Raw genomic sequence first — 22575 nt, forward strand, 5'->3', positions numbered from 1 at the left:
AGGATGGAAATTTAAGGCATGGCAATATAATGAACGGCATTCTTAGATAAAATTTATCTGCAACCTTCGTTTTATACTCTGTAGTTTAAGGTTGCGACTGAGTTTGGTAGGAGAACCACATGGAGAGTTCAGCAATGTTAAACCAACCAGCCACAGATGTTATTTTGCACGCCTTTGATTGGCGTTACGCGGACATCGCAGACAACGCTGCACTGATTCAAGAACTAGGTTACAAATCAGTATTGGTTTCACCCGCAATGAAGTCGCTTCGTAGCGACAAGAACAAACCACAACAGAAACCAACCCAATGGTGGCAGCGCTACCAACCCCAAGATTATCGTGTTATCGACAACGAATTAGGCGATACGTTGGATTTCGCCGCTATGGTCGATACGCTTAAACAGCATGGCCTTAGAACCTATGTTGATGTGGTGTTTAACCACATGGCGAATGAGTCAAGCATTCGCAGCGATCTAACGTACCCAAATAAAACTGACCTTAACGCTTACCAACAAGAGCGCGAATATTACGATTCGATATGCCTCTTTGGTGATTTGTCGAAACCATTGTTTGATGAGAATGACTTCGTTGAGGCGTTTGGCATCAAGAACTGGCGCGACAAATGGGAAGTGCAAAATGGCCGCATCACGGGCGGACCGACGGATCCGGGGCTGCCGACTTTATTGGACAACGATAACGTTGTAGAGCAGCAACGCAGTTACCTCAAAGCGCTTAAAGCAATGGGCGTGAAAGGCTTCCGTATTGATGCTGCCAAGCATATGAGCCTGTCACACCTGCGTAAGGTGTGGACGGATGACATTTGTGAACAGATGCATATCTTTGGTGAGATTATTACCGATGGCGGAGCGACGGAAGAAGAGTACGAGCTCTTTCTAGAGCCGTATCTTAAGCACACGCGTTTAGGTGCTTATGATTTCCCACTGTTTAACACCATATTCAAGGCGTTCGACAAAAAGGGCAGTTTTAAGTCGTTGATCAACCCTTACTGTTTCGGTCAGGCGTTGTCGAATACCCGTGCGATTACGTTTGCTGTGACTCATGATATTCCGAATAACGATGTATTCCTTGAATATGTGATGGGAGAAGAGGCGGAGCAGCTCGCTACGGCATTCATCTTAGGTCGAGATGGCGGTGTGCCATTGGTGTACAGTGAACTCGATACCAGTGGAATCAAAGACAGTAACGGACAACCTCGCTGGCTCAATGATTGGAAAGCGCCGTATATGCGCGGCATGATTCAATTCCACAACCATGTTCATGGCGAGACAATGCGCGTGGTTGAGGCGAATGACGACTTGCTGGTATTTGTTCGTGGCGATAAAGGCATTGTGGTGATCAACAAATCCAAGCGCAGCAAGACCGCGACTCTAACATGGTGTGGTTCCGTAGTTGATACACTGACGGGTAAGACGTTTGAGAGCAAAGAGAAGACACTGACATTGAATGTGGCGTCGAACAGTTGCTTGATGCTGTTAGCTCAGCCAGAGAGTGCTTAGCTTTAGTTTGATTCAAAGCTTAAGCTTCATCACTTGTGTTATAAAATACTGATAAAAAAGGCCGGTTTGATATTCAAACCGGCCTTTGATTTTTGCTTCGTATAACGATTAAGCTACTGTTTTAATGAAGCTAATGTTTTGCTGAAGTAAATGTTTTAAGAAGCTACACGATGAACTTGTTTAATAGCTCATCTTGTTGGCGAACGTTGTCCGTTTGGATTTGCATCGCTTCATTCGCTTGTTGTGCAGACTCTGATACCTGAGTAGACAGGTCTTTGATCTTCACAGTGTTGTTGTTGATCTCTTCTGCAACTAAGCTCTGCTCTTCCGCCGCCGATGCAATCTGAATGTTCATATCAGAGATACGTTGAATCGCATCGCGGATACGGTCGAGTGCCGAGTTCGCTTGCTGAGCGCGTTCTACGGCATCTGTCGCCGTGTCTTTGCTCTGATTCATCGCATTCGATACCGAGCTTGCACCAGCTTGAAGCTGTTCAATCATGTTACGAATCTCAGTGGTCGATTCTTGAGTACGCTGTGCTAGAGTACGAACCTCATCAGCAACGACCGCAAAACCACGACCTGATTCACCCGCACGTGCGGCTTCAATAGCTGCATTCAATGCCAGTAGGTTTGTTTGGTCAGCAATGTCGTTGATTACTTTCAAGATTGTTTCGATGTTTGCTGTCGCAGACTCAAGAACTTCAACTTCTGCTACCGCTTGGTCGATACGAGATGACAAGTTATCAATCGCTTGAGTTGTATCGCTTACTACCGAAGTACCGTCCAGCGTTGCTTCATCTGCTTCACGAGCCGCTGCTGCTGCGCCTTGAGCATTGTTTGCTACTTCGGTCGCGGTTACTGCCATCTCGTTCATTGCTGTTGCTAGCTGCTCAAGCTCTTGCAGTTGAGTGCCCATAGCATTTGCTGACTCTTCAGCGCCTTGAACCGTTATCTCTGTACCGCGTTTGATTTCAACACCAATTGCTTTCGACTGAATGATCTGCTTTTGCAGGTTTTCAGTGAAGGTATTGAAGCCTTTAGCTAGCTCAGAGAACTCTTGATCTGTGTTAGTGTCTAGGCGTTTAGTCAGGTCACCTTGACCGCTTGCTACATCGTTGATCGCTTCATTAAGCGCATCCAGTGGACGCATCAATACGCGAATCAGTACAGTCAGAGCAATCACACTCAGTACAACCGCAATCAAAGAGTAAATGATTGAGCTGTTTTTTAGTTCTGCGACTGTTTGGAACGCGATTTCTTCATCGAGAATTGCACCCACGTACCAGTTTTCACTTGGGATATGAGTAAAGCTAACAAGGAATGGTTTGCCATCGATTTCAATAGACTGCGAACCCTCGCGAATAGAGGCTTGTGGTAGGTAGCTTGAAAGCTTCTCACCGTTATTCTTCGCATCTGGGTGGGCAATGGTGGTGCCTTCTGCTGTCACTAGGAATAGGTAGCCCGCATCGAATAGGTTTACCTTATTCACAAGTGTCGCAAGGTTAGTCAGTTCTAGGTCGTAGAACATACCTGCTGTGAATTGACCGTTGTCCTTAACCGGTGTACCAACAGAAATGATTACTTTCTTGCTCGATGCATCTACATAAGGTGCCGTTACAACAAGAGAGTTTTTCGATTTTGCATCGATATACCAAGGGCGAACACGAGGGTCGTAATCTGGACCCGCTTCCCAACCATCGTCGTTTTCAATCACAAAGCCATTGGCTTCATAACCAAAACCGACCGCTAAGAAGCTGCTCTTGAGTTTTGGTTTCTCAAGGATCGTTTTAACGTAATCACGGTCTTGTGGCGCTATCTCGATAACCTCTGTTGTCGATTGAGCGAGTGCTTTTTTGGCCGTCATTTCTGAAACAACCGTATTTTTTACACCTGCAACCATCTCTTTGAGGCTGGCATTGACGTGATTCTCAACGGCTCCTCGAACGGTGTATAGTTGCTGAATAGACAGTAGTGATACTGTGACTAGCAGTAAGGCCGATGATGCTGCGACCACCTTATGGCTAAATTTCATTTAATAATCCCCTTCTCACAGGCTTTGCGAAGACCAAATTAACTATTGTTTTTATTGTTCTATATATATCGGCAAATAAATTTCTTACTTGAAGATATTTTCACAAAAAAGATTACAAAACCACAACAAAATAAACAACATAAAATTCCGTATGCTGCTCATTTATATATTTATCATTAAAGTTCATAGACTTGTGATAACAAACTGTCATTCGTTTGCGCGCCCATGATGCATAAGGCTTGGGCTCTTTTTATGCCAAGCAACAAGAGGTGTTAACCTAGTTATTTTCTCAGTGTATGGAAGGGTTGTAATTTATAGAGGGGGAAGGGTGGTTAAATATTGTGCAGCTTGTTTTATATACGCAGGAAAATAAAAAGCCCCACATAAGTGAGGCTTTAAATATAATTGTACGACGTTTATTTAGAATATCATATGCGCGACACCAGCGATAACTGGAAGCGTAATCAGCGTACGAAGAATAAAGATGATAAACAGTTCAAAAATGTTAACTGGAATCTTACTACCCAGTAGTAGAGCACCCACTTCAGACATGTAGATAAGCTGTGTTACCGACATTGCTGCAATCACGAAACGTGTCATCTCGTTATCAATTGAGGCTGCAAGAATCGCTGGGATAAACATGTCTGCAAAACCAACAACGATAGTCTCAGACGCTGCTACAGCCTCAGGCACACCCAGTAGCTCTAGGAATGGAATGAATGGCTGACCCAGAATAGCGAAGATAGACGTGTACTCAGCGATGATCAGTGCGATGGTACCTAAACCCATAACGACAGGTAGTACACCAAACACCATATCAACGGCGTTACGAACGCCTTCACCGAAGACACCTTTCGCTGATTTCACTTGTGATGCTTTGTTAACCGCAAGTTCAAGACCCCAAGAGAAGGTACTGTGACCAGCAGGGATTGCGTCTGCGTCTTCTTTTGGTTTAGAGCCATCGATAAAGGTATCTTTCTTCATGCTCAGTGGCGGTAGGCGAGGAATAACAACCGCCGCAACGAAACCCGCTAAACAGATAGCTGCGTAGAAAGGCAGGAATAGGTGCTCTAGTTCTACCTGTGCGATAACCACTAGGCTGAATGTAATAGAAACCGCAGAGAACGTCGTACCAACAACCGCAGCCTCACGCTGAGTGTAGAACTTATTTTCGTACTGCTTGCTGGTTAGCAGGATACCAACGCTACCATCACCTAACCAAGAGGCCATACAGTCGATTGCACTACGACCCGGAAGGTTGAAGATTGGACGCATTACTTTACTTAGTAGTGTGCCAAATAGCTCGAGTAAGCCGAAGTTAAGCAGTAACGGTAGTAGTAGACCAGCAAAAATGAATACAGAGAATAGCGTTGGCAGTAGGCCTTCAAGCACGAGACCGCCAGTATTCTCTTCCCATACCGCCATTGGACCAACTTGGAAGAAGGTCATCACTGCCGCAGCACCACCAATAACGCGCACAGCTAGCCAAAGTGGAGATGGGTTGAATAAACCGTTTAAGAATGGGCTAGATTGAATAAAAGCGGGCTTGAAAAGTTTAGTGCAAAGTGACGCAACCGCCATAAACGCAACAATTGCAGTAATTGCAGGGACCAAAACATCACCAAAAACGGCTTGGATTGATTTAGCAAGGATTGCAACGGGAATAGTTAGATCGCCTTCATAGCTGATAGGTGCCATGAATAAGAATAAACCGATGAGCGAAGGGATTAAGAAAATCCAGAAACTGCTTTTTGATTTTTCAGTATTCGCAGTGTTCATGTTGTTAGACATTGTATAGTTCTCGTATATCTACTCGTAAAAAGCCACATCCTTGGCATTTTTATGCACTAAACATCCGTATTCTTTCATTTGCGGCAAGACTACATAGTATTATGCCAACTTGCAATACTATTCATCGTATATCGGTAAATATTCACCGTCGAAATTCTGCCATTGCCTGAAAGTCTAGTATAAAGTTTCGCAGATGTTACTTTTGTTTTGGTTGTGTTGCTAGCTTTTTATAAAAGATCGACCCTGTTTGTTTGGCGATATAGGTAGAGCCAATAAACAAAGGCAATCACAAACGCAAAAGAGGCTGGGAAAGCCAGAGCGGTGATTTGGTATTGTTGGAATAGGCATGCGCCAACGAGACCTCCAGACAAGAAACCCACCACGATGAACAAAAGCAGTTTTGCTTTACGTCGGTCGAAAGGCGTTCCTTTGAGACGCGCGCCAATCATGATGCCAAGATCAGTGATGATTCCGCTCATGTGAGTGGTTCGAATGATCGCACCGCTGTAGGTGGTGATCATCGCATTTTGAAGTCCACATGCCGCTGACGCGAAGTATTGACCATAGGCGTAGCCGTTAAGTAGCGCCCACAGAGCCGTGAACAGCAGTGCTCCTTCAATACAGAGAGCAACGCCATAGCGTCTTCCAAGTTTGAGTGCTTGGTTCTCGATAAAGAAACCACTAAACGCCGCACCTAGCATGAAGCTGATAATGATCAACAGTAGATGCCATGAGATCAAAGAAGGTGTCAGTAGGCTACTCCCTAGCAAAGACATAGTGCCCGAGAGGTGTGAAATTGCTTGATGTTGGAATCCAAGCAGGCCAATTGCGTTGACACTGCCTGCCAAACCGGCAAGCAAGAGTGCACCATATTCTATCCAGCGAGGGAGTTTAGAGATCATGCGCGTGGCCTGATAAATGAAAGAGGGGCGGATTATAACGCTAGCAAAATCTAACGCTAGCGCTGTTCATCAACAAGATTTGATCTTAGGCAATCAACCACGAATTAGTTGAATCGTTCCATCTCGCAGTCAAACTTCACCCAGCCATGTTTACGTTCTTCATAGACTGAAAAGCTTGGAATAGGGAAGTCGCGCTCTTTGAAAAGACCAAGAGGGACGATTAAGGCCTCTGGTGCGCCTGTGGTTTGCAATAGCATGGTGGTACCGCATTTCGGGCAGAACTGATAGTGAACTTCATTGCCGCTGTCACTGATGCGAGAAAAGCTGGTGACTTCGCCACTGAGGGTGATCTGTTCGGTCGCAAATCGTGCTTGAACACCAAACACACTTCCAGTTCGCTTCTGGCATTCGTAGCAATGACAGACGGCCGTTCTTAATGGTTCTCCTCGGCAGACTAAGCTGACGGCACCACAACGACATTCACAACTTCTTACGGTCTTTTCATTTGCACTATTGGTATTCATGCACAACTCGCTTTCTGGTTAAGCCCTTATTGCTAATTATACTAAAGCCATTTAAGGTCTGCACAAGTCGATGAAAATCAAAGAATAGAAGTCCATGAAAAAGAAAATTTTACCTATCCCGCTTATCTTATTGATCCCGATTGTGATGTTGGTGGTTGTGATTGTCGCGGGCCTCTATCGATTCAGTCTGACCGATGAAGAGATTCTCGCCAAATTTCCATCGGCTCAGGTGAGCTATGATCCTGTGGTCGAATTGGTGTTCGACCTAAAAGCGACCAACCCTTGGACGATTAAAGTTCCGGAAACGCAGGCATTCGCCTTTATTGATGAATACATGGATTCTAAACACATCGCTTCTGGTCGATACGACTCGGGTGCTGAACGTGGCGTAGTTCAGGTAGCAACTGACAAAATTGTTCCCCTTACTGTCGAACAAGACCAGATGTTTGTTGCGCCTATGTGGGTCTCTAACCAAGGCTCTGGGGTATTCCATTACCTAGCGCTGTTTAAGTTTGATAAGGCGCGTAGCCGTGTTGTGCTGGTGGATCAACTGTTACTGGGTGACCGTATTCACCTGGAAACGTTAAACGTTACAACTGCTGAGGGCGAAGCCAAGAATAGCTACTCAGGTATGGTGAGCTTTAATCAACACAGCGCTCAACAAGCCTATTCTGAGGCGCCTGATGAGAAAGTGATTTTGAGTTTTTCGGTAAATAAGCAATCAATTGAAGTGCGCTAGGGTTTTAATCGTGCATTGTTTTGTTGTTTATGTGAGCTAAATTACATATTATCTTAGATAGTTGACTGAAATTTAGACACAAAATCGGTTTTGTGTTGGACGATTTTTACAAATGGAGCTTGCGAATGATTAACAAACGCTTTTTTAAAACCAAAGATGAAGTAGAAGTGACCTTTGAGCTAGAGGCTCAAGAAGCGAATTCAGTGTCTATTGTCGCTGATTTCTTGGACTGGAAAGCTACGCCGATGAAAAAACTGGCAAAAGGAAAAGTCTACAAGTTCAAAACGCGTCTACCAAAGGATGGGGAGTTTCAATTCCGCTATCTAGTAGACGATCAGCAATGGGTCAATGATGCGAATGCTGATCGCTATATCCCGAATGAGTTTGGTGAAGACAACTGTTTAGTGTCGACGGCGAACGCATAACGGCGACTAGCGCTTTGAATAGTTGATAAAGCAGAGACTGTAATGTCTCTGCTTTTTTATTTCTATGGTGAATGAGTGTCCGGAGAGTTCGGCGACAATAACTCAATGACTTAGCATGATCGAGTAAGATTGCCGTCATATTATGACAATGTATTGATGATTTATGCGTTTGAAAAGCATATCCTATGGCCTTTATATCGTAGAAAGACCTGTTTACCGTGTATTCAAAAATATTTTCATCTCCGTTTGCTGCGCTTTCGCCCGTAAAAAAGATAACCATTTTGGGATTGCCTGTTTTCGCCTTGATGGGCGTGGCGATTCACTCTTCACAGTCGAGTCTGACTGGAACCATTGAACTTAATCTGCCTGATTCAACGGTGATTGAGTCTATCCTCTCTCCATCCGTGGATGTGATTGAGCCTCCGACATTCGAATATCAGATCCAACCCGGCGATAGCCTGAGCGGGATCTTCAATCAACTCGGTTTCTCTTATCAATCAATGATGAGTGTGATGGAGACCGATCTCAACTTCCTTGCACTCGATACGCTTCAACCTGGTAACCAACTGCGCTTTTGGCGCAACGAAGAGACGAATAACCTAGAGAAAATGGAGCTGAGCTTCAACGTCGCTGATAAGGTCGTTTATCGTCGCCTTGATGATGGCAGCTATGAGTTCGAAGACATCTCTATCCCTGGTGAGTGGAAGCAGATGCCGCTTGTGGGCGCGATTAATGGCAGCTTCTCAATGTCCGCTAATAAACTGGGCTTGAACAGTGTTGAGATTGACCAAGTCGTATCGTTACTTAAAGATAAGCTTAACTTTAGCCGTGACCTACGCGCTGGTGATACGTTCGAGGTACTACAACGTGCTCAATACGTTGAGGGCGTCGCGACTGGCAAACGCGAAATCGAAGCGGTGAAGATTGTGAACCGAGGTCGTTTGGTTTCTGCGTACTTGCATAGCGATGGCCAGTATTACGATGCGAAAGGCGATAGCTTGCAAAGAGCTTTCCAGCGATACCCTGTTAGCCGCAACTGGCGCTTGAGCTCGCATTTCAATCCGAAGCGTCTGCACCCTGTGACGGGGCGCGTTTCACCCCATAACGGTACTGACTTTGCGACACCAATTGGCACCCCTGTGCAGTCAACCGGTGATGGCACGGTAATCATGACTCGTAAGCACCCATATGCGGGTAATTACGTGGTGATTCAGCACAGCAGCACCTACAAAACACGCTACCTGCATCTAAGTAAGATCTTGGTTCGTAAAGGTCAGCAAGTTTCACGTGGCCAACGTATTGGCTTATCGGGTAAAACAGGGCGTGTGACTGGACCACACCTTCACTATGAATTGATCGAACGTGGTCGTCCAGTCGATGCAATGAAAGCCAATATTCCAATGGCTAACTCAGTGCCTAAGAAAGAGAAAGCGGAGTTCTTTGCTGCGCGAGACAAGGCCGACGCACTGCTTGCCGAGCAAGAAACTCTTTAAGAGTAGAGAAACCTGAAAATGAAAGCCGTGGATAGTCCTCTATTCACGGCTTTTCGTTTCTGATTTCCGATCTCATAATTAGCTAACTATTTCGCTATTTCTCTATCTAGCTTTCGATCTTAGATTCGATCTCGCTTTCTTCGGCTCCAGCATCTGTATCCCCATCAAGAGTGACATCTGTGATCTCTTGGATAGGTCTTCCTTTGATCTTCGCTACCATGTCTCGCGCAGGAAGAGGACAAGAGAAAAAGAAGCCTTGGATCTTATCGCAGCCCATCGAGTGCAAGGTTTCAAGTTGCTCTCTGTGCTCGACCCCTTCTGCCACCAATGAAACCCCTAGACGATTTGCAAGTTGTACGATGAGCCAGACCACGCTCTCGGCGGTGTCGCTGGTGAGCAGTGCTTTAATGAAGGTCGCATCGATTTTAATGCAATCAATGGGATAGCTATGAATGTAGTTCAAACTGGAATAGCCGGTACCAAAGTCATCGAGGGCAATCGTAAAACCTTGCTGTCTCATGGTGCGGAGTAGCTCTTTAGTATCTTCAGTCGGTGATAACAACACGGTCTCTGTCAGCTCAATAACAAAGTCCTTCTTATCGAAGTTAAAGTGTTTGATCATCATGGTTAAGTAGCTAAGGTAGCGCTGGCTTTCATGCAGTTCGTGAGCAGAACAGTTGATGCCAAGTTTAACTCGATAACCCAGCTCATTTTCTAGCAGGGTTTTCGCTCGGCAGGCCAGCTCAATCACTCGTTCACCCAGTTCAACAATCAACCCGGACTCTTCCGCAACTTCAATAAATTCAACCGGGGAAATGTTGCCATGTTTTTTGGTGCGCCAACGGGCGAGTACTTCAAAGTAATCCCACTGATGGGCATGGGCACTCACTATGGGTTGAACTGCAACATATAAGCCTTGTTCCGTGTACGTGCCTGTGTTTGTGGGTTGAGAAAGTTCTTCTCTAAGAGCGGCGATCAGCTCCGCCTTACGATGGTACTCGGCGCTCAAGTGAGTGTCGTAGCATTTAACACGCGAATCGGTATTCTGCTTACACGCTTTTAGGGCAAGGCTGGTGTTAAAAATCAGCTGCTCGATATCTTTAATGCTGTCTTGAGAGCGCGCCAACCCAATACTGATGTTGAAATCAAGTTGGAGTGTGGTGCCGATGCGGCTATGTTTTAGCTCTCGAAGGATCGCATCACAGACACTAAATGGGTCTGAATGATAGGTAATAAAAGCGAATTCGTTACCAGCAGTTCGAAAGGTTAGGTTCTTTTCTGGCACGACGGCTTTCAGAATATCCGCCAGTTTCTGCAGAACCTTATCTCCCACGTAATTGCCATGCATATCGTTGATCGCTTTGAAGCTGTCGATGTCTAAGATCGCTAACGTAAAAGGTGGATGGCTCTGTTGAGTAATCGATTCTAATGTATCCGCCAAACAAGAACGGTTAAGTAGACCGGTTAAACTGTCGTGAGAGACTTCATAGCTGAGTTGGTGGACGAGTTGTTCGGAGCGATCGTTGAACCACATCTCTCTGAGGGTGTGGGTCATAATGTTGGCAAAGATCTGATGGTGTTGAATAACCTCCTGCAACTCTTCTTCTTTGACTGGGCGTTTAAAAGAAGAGAGCAACACACCCATGACTTCGCCACTGGGTGTTTTGGTTGGAATCGCTAAAAGTTCGCTGTTTGTCACCACCTGCGAAAATGCTTCAGATGGAAGAATATCAACAATGTGTCTTGCGGCGTGGCTGTCAGGGTGATGGTGTCGCACAGCCTCTTGATAGAGTTGACGATGTAAAGGGTTGATTCGGTCGTGATGTATGTGTCGATCGTGCGCGATGATCATTGGCGATATCTGATCGGGAAAGTATTTGCGCTCAACTAGGCTAGTGTAGTCGGTATCATAAGCGGTATGCAGGCTTAATACAGCAGATTCCAGCAGGTCTAAGCCTTCGAGCTCAAGCAGTTGACCGACAGTTGTAAGTTCAATTTCAGTGCGATTATGTGTTGGTATCATATGCACCACCTAACCATTGCTTATCAAATTTAGTATATGCATGTTAGTTAACATATGCATGTTAGTTAGTATGGTGCTTATTGATTAGATTTCAAATGGCGTTGAGAACTTTTCTCACTCATCACCTGACGGAAAGAGGGTTAGTAGAGTGGGCTTCCTTCCTTTTTTAAGCGGTCTTTTAAGTGCTCTAAGAACAAAGTCGTCAGCGTGTGTGAGTAGTCTAGATTAGGGTAGTAGGCGTAAACCATCAGGTCGTCAGCCGTCACCTCATGCAGAACACGAACCAAGTTTCCTTGCTTGAGCTCCTCTTTGATGATGGTGCCATTGGTGAGCAATATCCCCATACCACGTTTGGCAGCATGGAAAAGCGCTTCAGGGTTGGTGGTGGCAAAGTTGCCTTTCAGTGTAATGCGCTTACCTGTTGCCAATGTTACTTCGCGAGTAGGACGTTCGCCCCAAACCAAAGAGTTATGCTCTTCAAGATCCGCTACCTCTTTTGGTGTCCCATATTTCTTTAAATAACTTGGCGAAGCGTAGAAGCCTGCTTTGTGCTCAAACAGTGGTGACTTTTTAAAAGCGAGTGAGTTGAGCTGTTCTAGTTCACGGCTAATGACCAAATCGAGGCTGAGCTCTGGGACTTGTCCCGGTGTGGTGGTGATCAGCTGAACCTTGATGTCTGGGTATTTTTCAAGGAAGTCGTCAAGATACTGCACAAGAAACTTAGAGCCTACAGCAATGGTGGCACCGATTTTTAGCAACCCAGCTGGTGTTTGGTTCACAGAGCGAGTTTCATCGATGATCGATTGCCAGCTCTCAAGTTGAGCCTTAGCGCGTGTATAGAATAGTGCGCCAGCCTCAGTCTGGCTGATTGAGCGAGTGGTTCGTTTGAGAAGCTGTGTACCTATCCGATCCTCTAGCCAATTAACACGCTTACTGATCGCTGAGCTGGTGGTATTGAGCGTGCGAGCGGCACCATTGAAGCTGCCTGTTTCTACCACTTTGACGTAACTTTTGACGTTGAGTAACCAATCCATATTCGTTCCCAGTAAGACTTAATCTAATTCCAAAGTAGCTAATTATCATCGGCTAGCTTTGAATGTAGACTCATTATATGAATAAAACTCAGACAAAAGGAACGATATTGAACGCATCTGACTTCAAAAAGACGCCTCTGCTGCTTGCCATGATGATCATTGCAACCGGGCAGGTCGGCGTGAGTATTTATCTGCCATCACTACCACTAATTTCATCTGATCTGGGTATTTCTCAGGTGGATGTTCAACTTCTTGTGACACTCTTTCTTGTGGGTTTTGGCGCATCTCAACTTTTTTATGGTCCTATGTCAGATGCCGTAGGTCGTCGGCCAATATTTTTGTTAGGCCAAGGCGTGTACTTGGTGGGAACGGTGATCTGTTTTACGTGCTCAGACAGTGTTGGTGCACTGGAATTTGGTCGTTTACTACAAGGTTTGGGGGCAGGCAGTGCCTCGGTATTGGGGCGAAGTGTGCTCCGAGATAGCTATGATGGCCCTCAATTGACCAAAGCACTCTCATACATCTCATTGACGGCGTCGGTGATCCCAATCATTGCCCCTGTGTTTGGAGGCTGGATAGCGTTTCACTTAGGGTGGGAGTCGGTATTCCTTTTTGTCTTGATCTACTTGGCGGCCATTTACACGCTTGGCTATTTTATTCTTCCAGAAACCTTACCGTATGGAAAAAGTCGCTTTGAATGGCGAACCGTTGTTAAGAATTATGGAAGCCTATTGCTCAATCGCCAGGTGGTGAGCAGCGCCAGTTACAACTGGGTGAGTTACCTTGCAAGCTTGGTGACTTTGTCTCTGTTCCCATTTCTAATGCAAGAGCAGCTTGGGTTAAGTGCGGCGGATTATGGCTCACTGATGATCGTGCCGTCTGCAGGCTTAATGATGGGCAGTGTGCTGCTTAATATTTTCAATAAACGCTTTTCCACTACGCAGTTGATGGGAGCGTCAATCGCGATTATTTTTGCTGCCGGGACCTGGCTCCTGTTGAGTGAGTTTACAATTTTCAATCTCGTGTGGGCGTTTACATGGTTGGCGATAGCGCAAGGGATCTCTTTCCCATTGTCGATCAGTATGCTGTTGGAGCCACATAAAAAGCAGGCTGGTGCCGTGTCAGCGCTGTCGGGTTCGATACAGATGTGTCTTGCTGGTTTGCTCGGCGGCTATCTGGTTGAAACTTGGGTCACTACTCACATACAACTTGGACTGTTTTATCTCGTCTCGGGAGGCGTAATGGGCTTGGTTCTGGCGACCTCGAACAGCTTTGGTGTTGAACAGAAGCGTCGTTCTAAACAGTACGCATCGTAATGATTGAGTTTAGGGACTCTGTTTCTTACAATGTGCGGGTTCATTTAATAGGTAAATAAATCATGCAGCATAAAGAATTCGAAACACTGGTAAAAGCTATCTGTGATCTTGAAACGCTTCCTCAAGCACTTGAATTGCTTAAGAGCAGCGAAGAGGCAGAAGTTGCGGAAGCCGCAGCGTCATTGAGTGGTCAATTTGCGCTGGCTGAAGTAGAAAATGAAAAGCGTATTTACCATGTTACTCAACAAGAAAATGAGCAAGGTGAAGAGCAAGAGTTTGTTGAGCATGTGATGAATGAAGGTGATGACCTAATTAAATTCGCCGCATGGTTCTTTGACTCAATGTTTGGTGTTAAGCAGAAAGAAACGTACCAAACGGCGGGTAAGACATACCGCCAACCTAAGCGCAGTTAATCATTAGCCTCTAATTAGTTGATCGTTGACTTCAACGCTTTAGTGAATGTTGCCGAAAGGGCAATAGCTAAATCGCTTTGAAATGAGCTCTACTTCGGTAGAGCTTTTTTATGGGTGCTCAATAATCAGTACATCTAGCTATAGTTAAGTGTTCTGTAAATAAATTACAAATAAAGTGTGATTTATGTCTTGTTTTTGGTTCGGTTAGGTGTAAAATCACCGTATAAAGAAAATTTATTACATCTGTGGTGATTATTATGGGTTACGAACTAGGTAATGTTTACGTGGGTCATATTGTGGCGAAGAACATGATGCATGACGCGCTACATGGCAAACCAAAGCAGAAAAAAATCTCATTCGTTAAGCGAATGATGAAGAAAATGGCTAAATAGTCATTGATATAAAAGGATTTTTAAAGGCCTTAAGCGATTTGCTTAAGGCCTTTTTCGTATTCAACATAGCATCAGTTCTAATGAAATCACTGTTGATACGTCTCTTTGTGGATGGACACAAAATTTCTTGAGCGATGAACTTAGCACTTAGCAGTTGGCGTTATCCCGCTGACTGATTAGAGAGATCAACCACGTTATTTGGAATGGCATCAAGGCCATGCTCTTTCATCCAAGCTTCGAGGTTGTCAGCACCACCAATGTACTTACCGTCTAGCCAGATTTGTGGCACGGTGACCGGTGTTTTTTGCCCGATGTGTGCTTTAACTTCTGGGATCATTCGATAAAGCGCTGCACTGTCTTTTACAACATCATGATACTGGTACTCGACGCCTGCTTCATCAAGCATCTTTTTCGCTTTCACACAGAAAGGGCAGGTTGCTTTACCATAAACAATATTCCCTTTCAGCGTATCGCGCTCGGTCCACTCTTTAATTACAGATTGAACTAAAACGCCTCGGTTCAATGCTTCGCCTTGGCTAACCACTTTACCTTCAACAACTAGGATTGGGGCATGCCAAGCACCAAGCTTTAGAGGTTCCCACCAGTGAGATAACCAATCTTTTACCTCTAGCTCTACTTCAACATCCGATAATTCGTTATCAAACGTATCCTGAAGAATATCTTTGGTCAGCGTACACTCACCACAAGGGATATTGACCTTGAATGGTCCCCAGCTTCCGCCCCAGCGGTATAAGGTAATTTTAATTGGTTTGCTCATAGTGACATCCTCGTTTTCATTCTCTTGTAAATATAGAACGATAAGAGCCAATTTTTATTTCATTGAAATGTAAATTTATCATCTATCTGCAGTTTTCTGCTTTTTGCTTTCGGTTTTCTAAGCTAGGGCAGAAACGGCAGTGCAAACCTGATTAGCGCTCTTTCTTTGTTTCCCAGTGGGTAATGAAAGCCACTGAGGCAATGATGATTGCGGCACCAAGCCACAATCGACCTGGCGGTACCCAGCTAAATACAATCCAGCCCGCCAATACGTTAAGAGGTAGCTTTGCATGATCAAAAGGTTGAACGAACGACGCGTCAGCTACGGAATATGCTTTCACAATCGCCCATTGTGCTAGAGCTGTGAGTACACCGATGACAACCAGAATCGCCCAGATGTTAAAACCGCTTGGCATTTGCCATTCTGGAGCAGCCAACAGAATGTTGAACGGTGTGATCAGAAGCAGCAGGTATACCACCATGGTTGATGGGCTGTCGTCAGAAGAGAGCTTTTTCACCATCAAAGAGTAGCAAGCCCAAAAGAATGCAGCACCCACGGGCAATAGTGTTGCCCAGCTGAAATCATCGGCCCATGGTTCAAGGATGATCATCGCACCAGCAAAACCAGCTAATGTTGCACCCCAACGAGCTTTACCTACGTTCTCTTTTAGAAACAGGCCAGAGCCAACGGTTGCGAAGAGCGGAGAGGTCATCAGTAGCGCAATGCCTTGCCAAATCGGCACGGGGTAGGCGAGTGCCCATATCCATAACTGAATACCGATAACCGACAAGAAAACACGGGCGATGTGCATTTTTAGGTTGTTGGTTTGCAGCGCTCGACGAATCCCCAACGTTTGCAAATATGGAAGAATGGCAAAGAAGGCAATGGCGTATTGAATAACAGCAACAGTGGTTGAAGCGAGCCCAAAATGAATACTGGCGATTTGGGTTAGGCTGTTAATAATGGCGAATGCAAGGCCAGCGGTAAGCATCCAGCTTGCGCCTTGGATAGGCTGATGTTGAGACATAATGTTTCTAGTTCATTGATGTGATTTACGTATGATACGGATTTAACGCAATGAAACCAGAGAAAAGCGTTGATGAAGTTAATCAGAATTATTGAATAAAACAAAAAAAGCTGAGCAAGTGCTCAGCTTTTCTAAGGTGTCATCTAGAAGACTAGATTAGAAGTCGTAGCGTACACCTAGGCGAAGCGTGTCTTCACCTTCAGTCACAATACCCGCGGTCTTAACTTCGTCTAGACCGTTTAGGTAGTACGATAGGTAAGTGCGGAAGTTGCTGTTGAACTTGTAGTAACCCGCTAGTTCGATACCGTCAGTTGCATCAACTTTAGTACCGTTCGCTTGCTCGTTCTCTTGGTATGTGTATACCGCTGCTGCAGAGATTTGCTTAGTAAATTTGTACTGAGCTGCAAATTCCATTGCTGTGAAAGATTTGTCATCTGTACCTGTTGCTTTGTCATCTAGGTCACCCGTAGAGTAAGTGGCAGCAAGGTATAGGTTGTCTAGAGAGTAAGCCGCACCCGCTAACACTTGGTTTGCGCTACCCGCGCCAGCACCTAGATCTTCAGCCGCGTAAGTAATACCAAGGTCTAGACCGATTGGCAGTGAGTAAACACCAGAGATGCCGTAGCCATCAGAGTCTTTTGCGCTGTTTGTTTTGTATGTTGCTTCCAACTGCAGGGCATCAAAGCCACCGCGGTATGCGAATACGCCGTCTTCTTTGTCAGAAGCAGAGTCGATAACTTGCTGAACACCAGAGAACTCAGTGATATCGGTGAAGTCAGAAACGATAACTGAAGCCATGTCTTGACGACCGAAAGAGATTGCTTGGCCATCAAAATCAACACCCGCGTACATGTAACGGTTTTTGAACGTGCTATCGCCAGTACCTTGCTCAGCTTCGTAAAAACCAAACGCAGTTGCTGTGTCAGTCAGTTGGCTTTCACCTTTAAGGTTTAGACGGAAACGTGTTTTGTCTTCCATAGAACCTTCTACTTCAGCACCGCCTGAACCGATGAAGTCGCCACGGAATTCCGCACGACCGCCAATTTTAAGCTCAGTACCGTCAGAGTTGTAAACTGTTGCTGCTAGAGATGAACCTGAAACTAGTGCTGCTACCACTGCAGAAGCTAGGACTGCCTTTTTCATAATCACTTACCTTGTATTGTAAATTCCGTGAGCGTAGTGCTCGTTCTTTTCGAGATGGGGTTAATTTAGAGCAGCCAAATTAAGCTTTCATTTCTATAAAATTACATTTTCGTGAATAGGGAACTTTTCGTTAGTTATTAATTTAATTACACTTTTGTTTCATTTTTATTGATGTGAATGAATATTTAGTCAATAAGTAAAGTTTTTTTTGCTTGTTTATTCAGTGCAGATTTCGGAGGGAGCAAGAGAGGTAACTTGTTGTTATTGCATCGTTCGTTGAGGGAATTAAAGGTTGTTCTGGTGATCGTTTAGGTTATGATTCAGACAATGTTCAAAGAACGATTAGAGCCAGTAGCGGAGAAGCCGGATGAAAACAGAGTACTTAGGGGATGTATTGCAAGGAAGGCAGGTGATTACCTCTCTTAACGTTGATGACCTCCCTATTGGAGAGCACCAATTCTGGTTCCAAGTGACTAGCGATGGCTTAGGGCAGCCGAAAAATATGCCGGTGTCTGTTTTTAAAGGCAGTCAAGAAGGGCCGAAGTTGATGATAACAGCCGGTATTCACGGCGATGAACTTAACGGTGTACTCGCTGCGCAGCAAATCATTCGCGATCTTTTCAGCTCAACATTGAAAGGAACCGTGACGATTGTTCCTACTGTTAATCTGCCGGGGCTTTTGAATCATAGTCGGGATTTTGTTTCATCTGATCCTGGCTCATGTCCGGCAAATCTCAATCGTTTGTTCCCTGGAGATGCTCATGGCTTGGCGGCTGAGCGTTTTGTCGCATCATTGTGGGAGCACTTGCTAAAGCACAACGCGACCTTCGCTGTCGATCTTCATACCCAGACCCGTGGTGCTGTGTATCCGTTGTATGTCTTTGCTGACTATCGAATCGAGCAGTGTGTTGAAATGGCGCGTCTAATGCGACCAGATTGTGTGCTTAACGATCCCGGAGATCCCGGTATTCTAGAGACGGTTTGGAACCGCAGTGGTATTCCAAGTGTGACTGTTGAGGTGGGTATGGGCAAAGTGACTCAACCAGAAATGATTCAACGAGCGGTGGATGGCGTATTTAATATACTCCGACACTACGACATGCTAAGTGACAACATCAAAGCTTGTGCCTTACCTGAGATCGATTGGATCGTTGGTGACAGTGTCGTTTCTATTCGTGCGGATATTGGTGGTTTTGTTCTGCCTCAAGTCTCTTTGTTGCAGCAGGTTGTAGCCGGTGACCTATTGGCGATTCAGTATGATGCATTCGGCAATGAGTGTCGTCGTTATTTGTCGCCTTCGAAAGGGCATGTATTGAGTTATAACGTGGATGCTCTTCGAGAGCCGGGGGCCTTGGTTGCACGTCTATTGTGTTAGATGAGAGGCATCTATGAACAATAGATAAAAAAAACCGAGCAGAGCTCGGTTAAAGGACAGTGGCCATAGAGTAGGCATGTATGTCGAGTTCTTTGTCTCAACGTCCTCTAAGTTAGTCGCAGTAAATGAAACTTCTATGGACTAATGATGACACTTTGAAACCACTTTGATTTCATTGAGATGACGAAAAATGGAAGCGCGATTCGCTTCCATTTTTTTCACTTGACTAAAATGCTTGGTCTACGACATCTTTGAGCTTGTCGTAAGGCATGTATCCCGGAAGGAACTGACCATTGATGATCATGGTCGGTGTGCCTGTTAGACCCAGAGCTGAGAATGTTTGATGGTTGGTGGTGAGAACCGAATCAAGCTCTGGTGTCGACTTCAGCAGCTCTTCTGTACCCGTGCGTTTCGCCACTGCTTCTAAAGAACGAGTCGTATGCAGGCCGCTTTTTGCTACAAGCAGGTCATGAACTTCAGTGTACGCTTCTGGCTTTTGCTCCCAGACATTCATGGCATAGAGTGCAGAGTTGGTTTCGATCTTATCGAGCTTTTGTTGCTTGAACGACACGTAAACGTTGATGACCTTGAGGTCTTTCTCTTCTTCTACCAGTTGTCCAAGGGCTTTCTCTAATCGTTTACAGAAAGGACAGTTGTAGTCAGTAAAGTTGATGATGATGTTCTTGCTATCTGGGTTACCCATAATCGGGTGAGCTGGATTATTGTAGAGCCATTCTTGACTATCAGCTTGTGCCTTTTCTGCTTGCTCTTTACCCGCTAAGTACTGTTGTAGGCTAGTATGCAGACCTGAAATGGTTTCAGGGTTCTCTTTTAGAAAAGTGTTGATCTCTTCCAGTTGCTGCTCTTGTTGAGGGCTCAAAGCGGCCAATGCTGTGGTAGAAAACAGAGCGCTTAAGATAACGCCAGCCAGTAGATGTTTCTTCATTATTAATTCTCTTATTGAGGCCACTCTTATCGTTCATGTAAGAGTGGCATTGGTATAAGTTGGATTCGATTAAGCCAAAGCGGCACGCAACCAAATTCCGAATGGTGTTGTGACACCGGTAGTAATACTCTTGATTTCACCGTCTTTTATTATGGCAATGGTCGGGGTCACACTGATGGCCCAATCGCGGCCAATGTGTCCATTAACATCATTGAGTACCGGAAAACTGTAGTCCTTTGCCTGCATAAAGCGTGACACCCTTTCATTACTCCCTGACGAGAGTGATACAGAGACGACATTATGAGATTTCGCTAACCAATCGACACTTGGGCTGACGAATTTGCACGCGCCACACCAGGTTGCCCAAAAGTAGACAATCACAGGCTCTCCCTGTTTGCTCAATTCCAACAGATCAACTTGTTCACCTTGGACAGTCGTGCCGACCATAGGTAATGCATCACCTTGAGGCATCGACTGCGCGCGATAAAAATCCATCGCCGCCGAGATAATTCCAACAATAAGCAGGATTGATAGCAGCTCTTTGCTCCAACGTTTTATCCGTTGACCAATCCCCGCTCTCTTTTGGCTCGTTTGCTTCGTTTGATGGGTTTTAGATTGGGGCATGATTGTTTACCTCGCTGAATCGATAGTTTGAACCACGGTGTCACCGTTCAAGATGACAGGAAGTGGTATACCGGTTGGTGCGCTTGGGCCGTAAACAATATTGAATGGTACGCCGTAGCGACCGTTACTTTGTAGGTAATCGGTCACGCGCTCACTTGGCGTGGTCCAATCGCCCTTCATCAATATCATGTCTTGTTGCTGGAGGTGAGAGTAGACAGGATCTTGCAAGATCACGCCGACCTTGTTTGCCTTACAGGTGATACACCAGTCAGCAGTGACATCGACAAATACCGTTTTCCCTTGAGTAACAAGGGCTGGGATTAGCTTAGCATCGAGTGGCTGCCACGGAAGGTCGTCAACGATAGGTGTACGCCAATGCTCTGCCGTGACGCTGCCTACAATAAGGCCGATACCGGATAGCACGGTCGTAATCGCCAGTAGTGGTACCATCACTTTGCGTCCTAATTTGACGCCAACCCAGACAAGTACTGCGATAAAAATCGTTACACACAGAACTATGGTTGGGAATAAGCCAATAAATGGTTTCAGTAGGCTTGCTAACCATAGGCTGGTCACAAACATCATCAAGCCAAACAGAAGCTTAACGTGGTTCATCCATGTCCCGGGTTTTGGCAACAGTCTTGTCAGGCTCGGGAACAGAGCAAACAGCAGCCAAGGAGAGCTCATGCCTAGACCAAGCGCCAAGAAAATAGCCCACAATTCGGCGTAGCTGGCACCGAGAGCATAAGCCACCGCTGTACCTAAGAAAGGAGCGCTACACGGCGTTGCCAGCAGCGTAGCAAACATGCCTTGGACAAAGTGACCTGAGTGTGAGTTGTCACCTTGTGTCGCCATCCATGTATTCATTCGTGACGGTAATTGAAATTCAAACAGACCGAGTAGGTTAAGTGAGAACAACAATGTGATGATCAACATTAGAGCGATGAACCAAACGCTTTGGAACTGAATGCCCCAACCCACTGCGTTTCCACCCACTTTCAATAACGTCATCCCCGTAGCCAGAATCGCAAATGAGGTCATAACGCCCAGTGCAGACGCAATGAACGAGAAACGAATGTGTTTGTTTGAAGCACTTTGGTTTTGAACAATGCTGTTGAGCTTCATGCCGAGCACTGGAAGAACACATGGCATGATGTTGAGGATGAGTCCTCCAATCAGGGCAAAACCGACCATGACCCAGAAGCATTGGGAGGTGTTCTCGTAGACAATGGCTTGCGAACCAACTGTGGCAGACAGCTCTTCGGCAAAGTTGGTGTCTGAGATAGTCACGCTGACAAGACGATCGGTCAGGTCGACTTCGCCGAGCCAGTTGGCTACGTCAAACACCGCCGTCAGGGTATTGTTAGTGATATGAAGCGCTGGCTGAGAAAAGAATTCATCGATAACCGATTCGCCATCAATGAGAACCTGTGGCTTATCCCAAGCTTGATCGTTGTCGAGTTGAACAACTAGCTGCTGATTGGCTTTGTCCCAGAAAAGTTGTTCGTTAGATACGTGATAAGCAGATTTAGGTGCACGACTCATGCCTTGGTTGAACAAGAACATGGCCTGCTCATCAAGTGTCAGCGATTGTCCGTCGATAGGCAATTCAATCGCATAATCATGGAGGACACAAATTGTCGTGCACGATGGAAAAGTCAGGTTCGCACGAAATATCGCAGGTTGGGTCGGATCTTTTAGAGTCAGAGTCACTGGAAAGCTAACATGACCTTTGTATCCTAAAGTCATCACACCAAGCTGCTCATAATAGGTCGGAATAGGCCAATGCCACTCAACAGACTCAATGTTGCTTGAATCTGACCAGTCCCAACTTGGTGGGATGCCGCCTTCACCAGGACTGCGCCAATAGGTTTTCCAATCACCAGATAGTTCGACATCGAGAACGGTTTGAATGATTTTGCCGTTATCAGCTTGTTCGCCCGTCGACATCAACCGCATCTTAACGGGTGGATGTTCAGGTGCACTGATCCAGCCTGTGCTTTGAGCAGAAGCGATCATTGGCAACAGCAAAAGTACGGTAGCGAGTAGTTTTACGCATGCGCGATTAACGGTTGCTA

19 protein-coding genes and 1 pseudogene are annotated in these 22575 nt (G+C 45.6%); 8 read left to right on the forward strand and 12 right to left on the reverse strand.

Annotated elements, in window-relative coordinates; genetic code table 11:
* The first annotated feature begins 119 nt into the window (after window positions 1-119).
* A complete protein-coding gene (locus tag KI655_RS03285) occupies window positions 120-1517 on the forward strand; it encodes an alpha-amylase family glycosyl hydrolase (protein ID WP_285401698.1) in 1398 nt (465 codons plus the stop codon).
* Between the two features lie 163 nt (window positions 1518-1680).
* Here the strand turns inward: KI655_RS03285 and KI655_RS03290 are convergent, their stop codons facing one another.
* From KI655_RS03290 to KI655_RS03305, 4 genes are all read right to left on the reverse strand, one after another.
* Window positions 1681-3552, reverse strand: a complete 1872-nt coding sequence (locus KI655_RS03290) for a methyl-accepting chemotaxis protein (protein WP_285401700.1) — start codon at window positions 3550-3552, stop codon at window positions 1681-1683.
* Window positions 3553-3972: 420 nt separating this feature from the next.
* Window positions 3973-5343 (reverse strand): YjiH family protein, encoded by a 1371-nt coding sequence (locus tag KI655_RS03295; RefSeq protein WP_285401702.1) that lies wholly within the window; start codon window positions 5341-5343, stop codon window positions 3973-3975.
* Window positions 5344-5570: 227 nt separating this feature from the next.
* Window positions 5571-6245 (reverse strand): YoaK family protein, encoded by a 675-nt coding sequence (locus KI655_RS03300; RefSeq protein WP_285401704.1) that lies wholly within the window; start codon window positions 6243-6245, stop codon window positions 5571-5573.
* A 104-nt stretch (window positions 6246-6349) separates the two neighbouring features.
* The gene (locus tag KI655_RS03305) at window positions 6350-6769 is read right to left on the reverse strand and encodes a GFA family protein (protein ID WP_285401706.1); all 420 of its coding nucleotides are present in this window, start codon (window positions 6767-6769) and stop codon (window positions 6350-6352) included.
* A 94-nt stretch (window positions 6770-6863) separates the two neighbouring features.
* Here KI655_RS03305 and KI655_RS03310 point away from each other — a divergent pair, with 94 nt between their 5' ends.
* From KI655_RS03310 to KI655_RS03320, 3 genes are all read left to right on the forward strand, one after another.
* Window positions 6864-7508: a hypothetical protein gene (locus KI655_RS03310; RefSeq protein WP_285401708.1), complete on the forward strand. Its 645-nt coding sequence runs from the start codon at window positions 6864-6866 to the stop codon at window positions 7506-7508.
* A 125-nt stretch (window positions 7509-7633) separates the two neighbouring features.
* Window positions 7634-7933, forward strand: coding sequence for an isoamylase early set domain-containing protein (locus tag KI655_RS03315; protein ID WP_102398393.1), 300 nt, complete (start codon window positions 7634-7636; stop codon window positions 7931-7933).
* A 218-nt stretch (window positions 7934-8151) separates the two neighbouring features.
* A complete protein-coding gene (locus KI655_RS03320; RefSeq protein ID WP_285401712.1) occupies window positions 8152-9426 on the forward strand; it encodes a peptidoglycan DD-metalloendopeptidase family protein in 1275 nt (424 codons plus the stop codon).
* Window positions 9427-9631: 205 nt separating this feature from the next.
* Here the strand turns inward: KI655_RS03320 and KI655_RS03325 are convergent.
* Together KI655_RS03325 and KI655_RS03330 are read right to left on the reverse strand one after the other, a co-directional pair.
* Window positions 9632-11449, reverse strand: a pseudogene (locus tag KI655_RS03325) (putative bifunctional diguanylate cyclase/phosphodiesterase); the annotation flags it as partial.
* Between the two features lie 140 nt (window positions 11450-11589).
* Window positions 11590-12483: a LysR family transcriptional regulator gene (locus tag KI655_RS03330; protein WP_285401716.1), complete on the reverse strand. Its 894-nt coding sequence runs from the start codon at window positions 12481-12483 to the stop codon at window positions 11590-11592.
* A gap of 107 nt (window positions 12484-12590) precedes the next feature.
* On the opposite strand from KI655_RS03330, the gene KI655_RS03335 reads away from it, so the two are divergent.
* From KI655_RS03335 to KI655_RS03345, 3 genes are all read left to right on the forward strand, one after another.
* Entirely contained in the window at window positions 12591-13799 is a 1209-nt protein-coding gene (locus KI655_RS03335; protein ID WP_285401718.1) for a multidrug effflux MFS transporter, read from the forward strand.
* A 62-nt stretch (window positions 13800-13861) separates the two neighbouring features.
* Window positions 13862-14212: a hypothetical protein gene (locus KI655_RS03340; RefSeq protein ID WP_261905135.1), complete on the forward strand. Its 351-nt coding sequence runs from the start codon at window positions 13862-13864 to the stop codon at window positions 14210-14212.
* Between the two features lie 257 nt (window positions 14213-14469).
* Window positions 14470-14604, forward strand: coding sequence for a hypothetical protein (locus KI655_RS03345; RefSeq protein WP_285401722.1), 135 nt, complete (start codon window positions 14470-14472; stop codon window positions 14602-14604).
* 160 nt (window positions 14605-14764) lie between these two features.
* Here the strand turns inward: KI655_RS03345 and KI655_RS03350 are convergent, their stop codons facing one another.
* From KI655_RS03350 to KI655_RS03360, 3 genes are all read right to left on the reverse strand, one after another.
* A complete protein-coding gene (locus tag KI655_RS03350; RefSeq protein ID WP_285401724.1) occupies window positions 14765-15382 on the reverse strand; it encodes a glutaredoxin in 618 nt (205 codons plus the stop codon).
* Between the two features lie 151 nt (window positions 15383-15533).
* Window positions 15534-16409, reverse strand: coding sequence for a DMT family transporter (locus KI655_RS03355; RefSeq protein ID WP_285401726.1), 876 nt, complete (start codon window positions 16407-16409; stop codon window positions 15534-15536).
* A 156-nt stretch (window positions 16410-16565) separates the two neighbouring features.
* Window positions 16566-17552, reverse strand: coding sequence for a porin (locus tag KI655_RS03360; protein ID WP_285401728.1), 987 nt, complete (start codon window positions 17550-17552; stop codon window positions 16566-16568).
* Window positions 17553-17919: 367 nt separating this feature from the next.
* On the opposite strand from KI655_RS03360, the gene KI655_RS03365 reads away from it, so the two are divergent.
* A complete protein-coding gene (locus KI655_RS03365) occupies window positions 17920-18927 on the forward strand; it encodes a succinylglutamate desuccinylase/aspartoacylase family protein (RefSeq protein WP_285401730.1) in 1008 nt (335 codons plus the stop codon).
* 226 nt (window positions 18928-19153) lie between these two features.
* Here KI655_RS03365 and KI655_RS03370 read toward each other — a convergent pair whose 3' ends face one another.
* From KI655_RS03370 to KI655_RS03380, 3 genes are all read right to left on the reverse strand, one after another.
* A complete protein-coding gene (locus KI655_RS03370; RefSeq protein WP_285401732.1) occupies window positions 19154-19873 on the reverse strand; it encodes a DsbA family protein in 720 nt (239 codons plus the stop codon).
* A gap of 69 nt (window positions 19874-19942) precedes the next feature.
* On the reverse strand, window positions 19943-20497 hold the full coding sequence (locus KI655_RS03375; protein ID WP_285401734.1) for a protein disulfide oxidoreductase: 555 nt from the start codon (window positions 20495-20497) through the stop codon (window positions 19943-19945).
* A 6-nt stretch (window positions 20498-20503) separates the two neighbouring features.
* The gene (locus tag KI655_RS03380) at window positions 20504-22516 is read right to left on the reverse strand and encodes a protein-disulfide reductase DsbD (protein WP_285402005.1); all 2013 of its coding nucleotides are present in this window, start codon (window positions 22514-22516) and stop codon (window positions 20504-20506) included.
* Window positions 22517-22575 lie beyond the last annotated feature (59 nt).

It is taken from the genome of Vibrio sp. D404a (genome assembly GCF_030248535.1).
GTDB lineage: Bacteria > Pseudomonadota > Gammaproteobacteria > Enterobacterales > Vibrionaceae > Vibrio.

Coding starts and splice junctions, on each gene's coding strand:
- KI655_RS03375 (WP_285401734.1), bottom strand. CDS start 20,497: ATGCCCCAATCTAAAACCCATCAAACGAAGCAAACGAGCCAAAAGAGA.
- KI655_RS03360 (WP_285401728.1), bottom strand. CDS start 17,552: ATGAAAAAGGCAGTCCTAGCTTCTGCAGTGGTAGCAGCACTAGTTTCA.
- KI655_RS03365 (WP_285401730.1), top strand. CDS start 17,920: ATGAAAACAGAGTACTTAGGGGATGTATTGCAAGGAAGGCAGGTGATT.
- KI655_RS03355 (WP_285401726.1), bottom strand. CDS start 16,409: ATGTCTCAACATCAGCCTATCCAAGGCGCAAGCTGGATGCTTACCGCT.
- KI655_RS03380 (WP_285402005.1), bottom strand. CDS start 22,516: ATGATCGCTTCTGCTCAAAGCACAGGCTGGATCAGTGCACCTGAACAT.
- KI655_RS03345 (WP_285401722.1), top strand. CDS start 14,470: ATGGGTTACGAACTAGGTAATGTTTACGTGGGTCATATTGTGGCGAAG.
- KI655_RS03350 (WP_285401724.1), bottom strand. CDS start 15,382: ATGAGCAAACCAATTAAAATTACCTTATACCGCTGGGGCGGAAGCTGG.
- KI655_RS03285 (WP_285401698.1), top strand. CDS start 120: ATGGAGAGTTCAGCAATGTTAAACCAACCAGCCACAGATGTTATTTTG.
- KI655_RS03295 (WP_285401702.1), bottom strand. CDS start 5,343: ATGTCTAACAACATGAACACTGCGAATACTGAAAAATCAAAAAGCAGT.
- KI655_RS03315 (WP_102398393.1), top strand. CDS start 7,634: ATGATTAACAAACGCTTTTTTAAAACCAAAGATGAAGTAGAAGTGACC.
- KI655_RS03340 (WP_261905135.1), top strand. CDS start 13,862: ATGCAGCATAAAGAATTCGAAACACTGGTAAAAGCTATCTGTGATCTT.
- KI655_RS03370 (WP_285401732.1), bottom strand. CDS start 19,873: ATGAAGAAACATCTACTGGCTGGCGTTATCTTAAGCGCTCTGTTTTCT.
- KI655_RS03290 (WP_285401700.1), bottom strand. CDS start 3,552: ATGAAATTTAGCCATAAGGTGGTCGCAGCATCATCGGCCTTACTGCTA.
- KI655_RS03305 (WP_285401706.1), bottom strand. CDS start 6,769: ATGAATACCAATAGTGCAAATGAAAAGACCGTAAGAAGTTGTGAATGT.
- KI655_RS03330 (WP_285401716.1), bottom strand. CDS start 12,483: ATGGATTGGTTACTCAACGTCAAAAGTTACGTCAAAGTGGTAGAAACA.
- KI655_RS03310 (WP_285401708.1), top strand. CDS start 6,864: ATGAAAAAGAAAATTTTACCTATCCCGCTTATCTTATTGATCCCGATT.
- KI655_RS03300 (WP_285401704.1), bottom strand. CDS start 6,245: ATGATCTCTAAACTCCCTCGCTGGATAGAATATGGTGCACTCTTGCTT.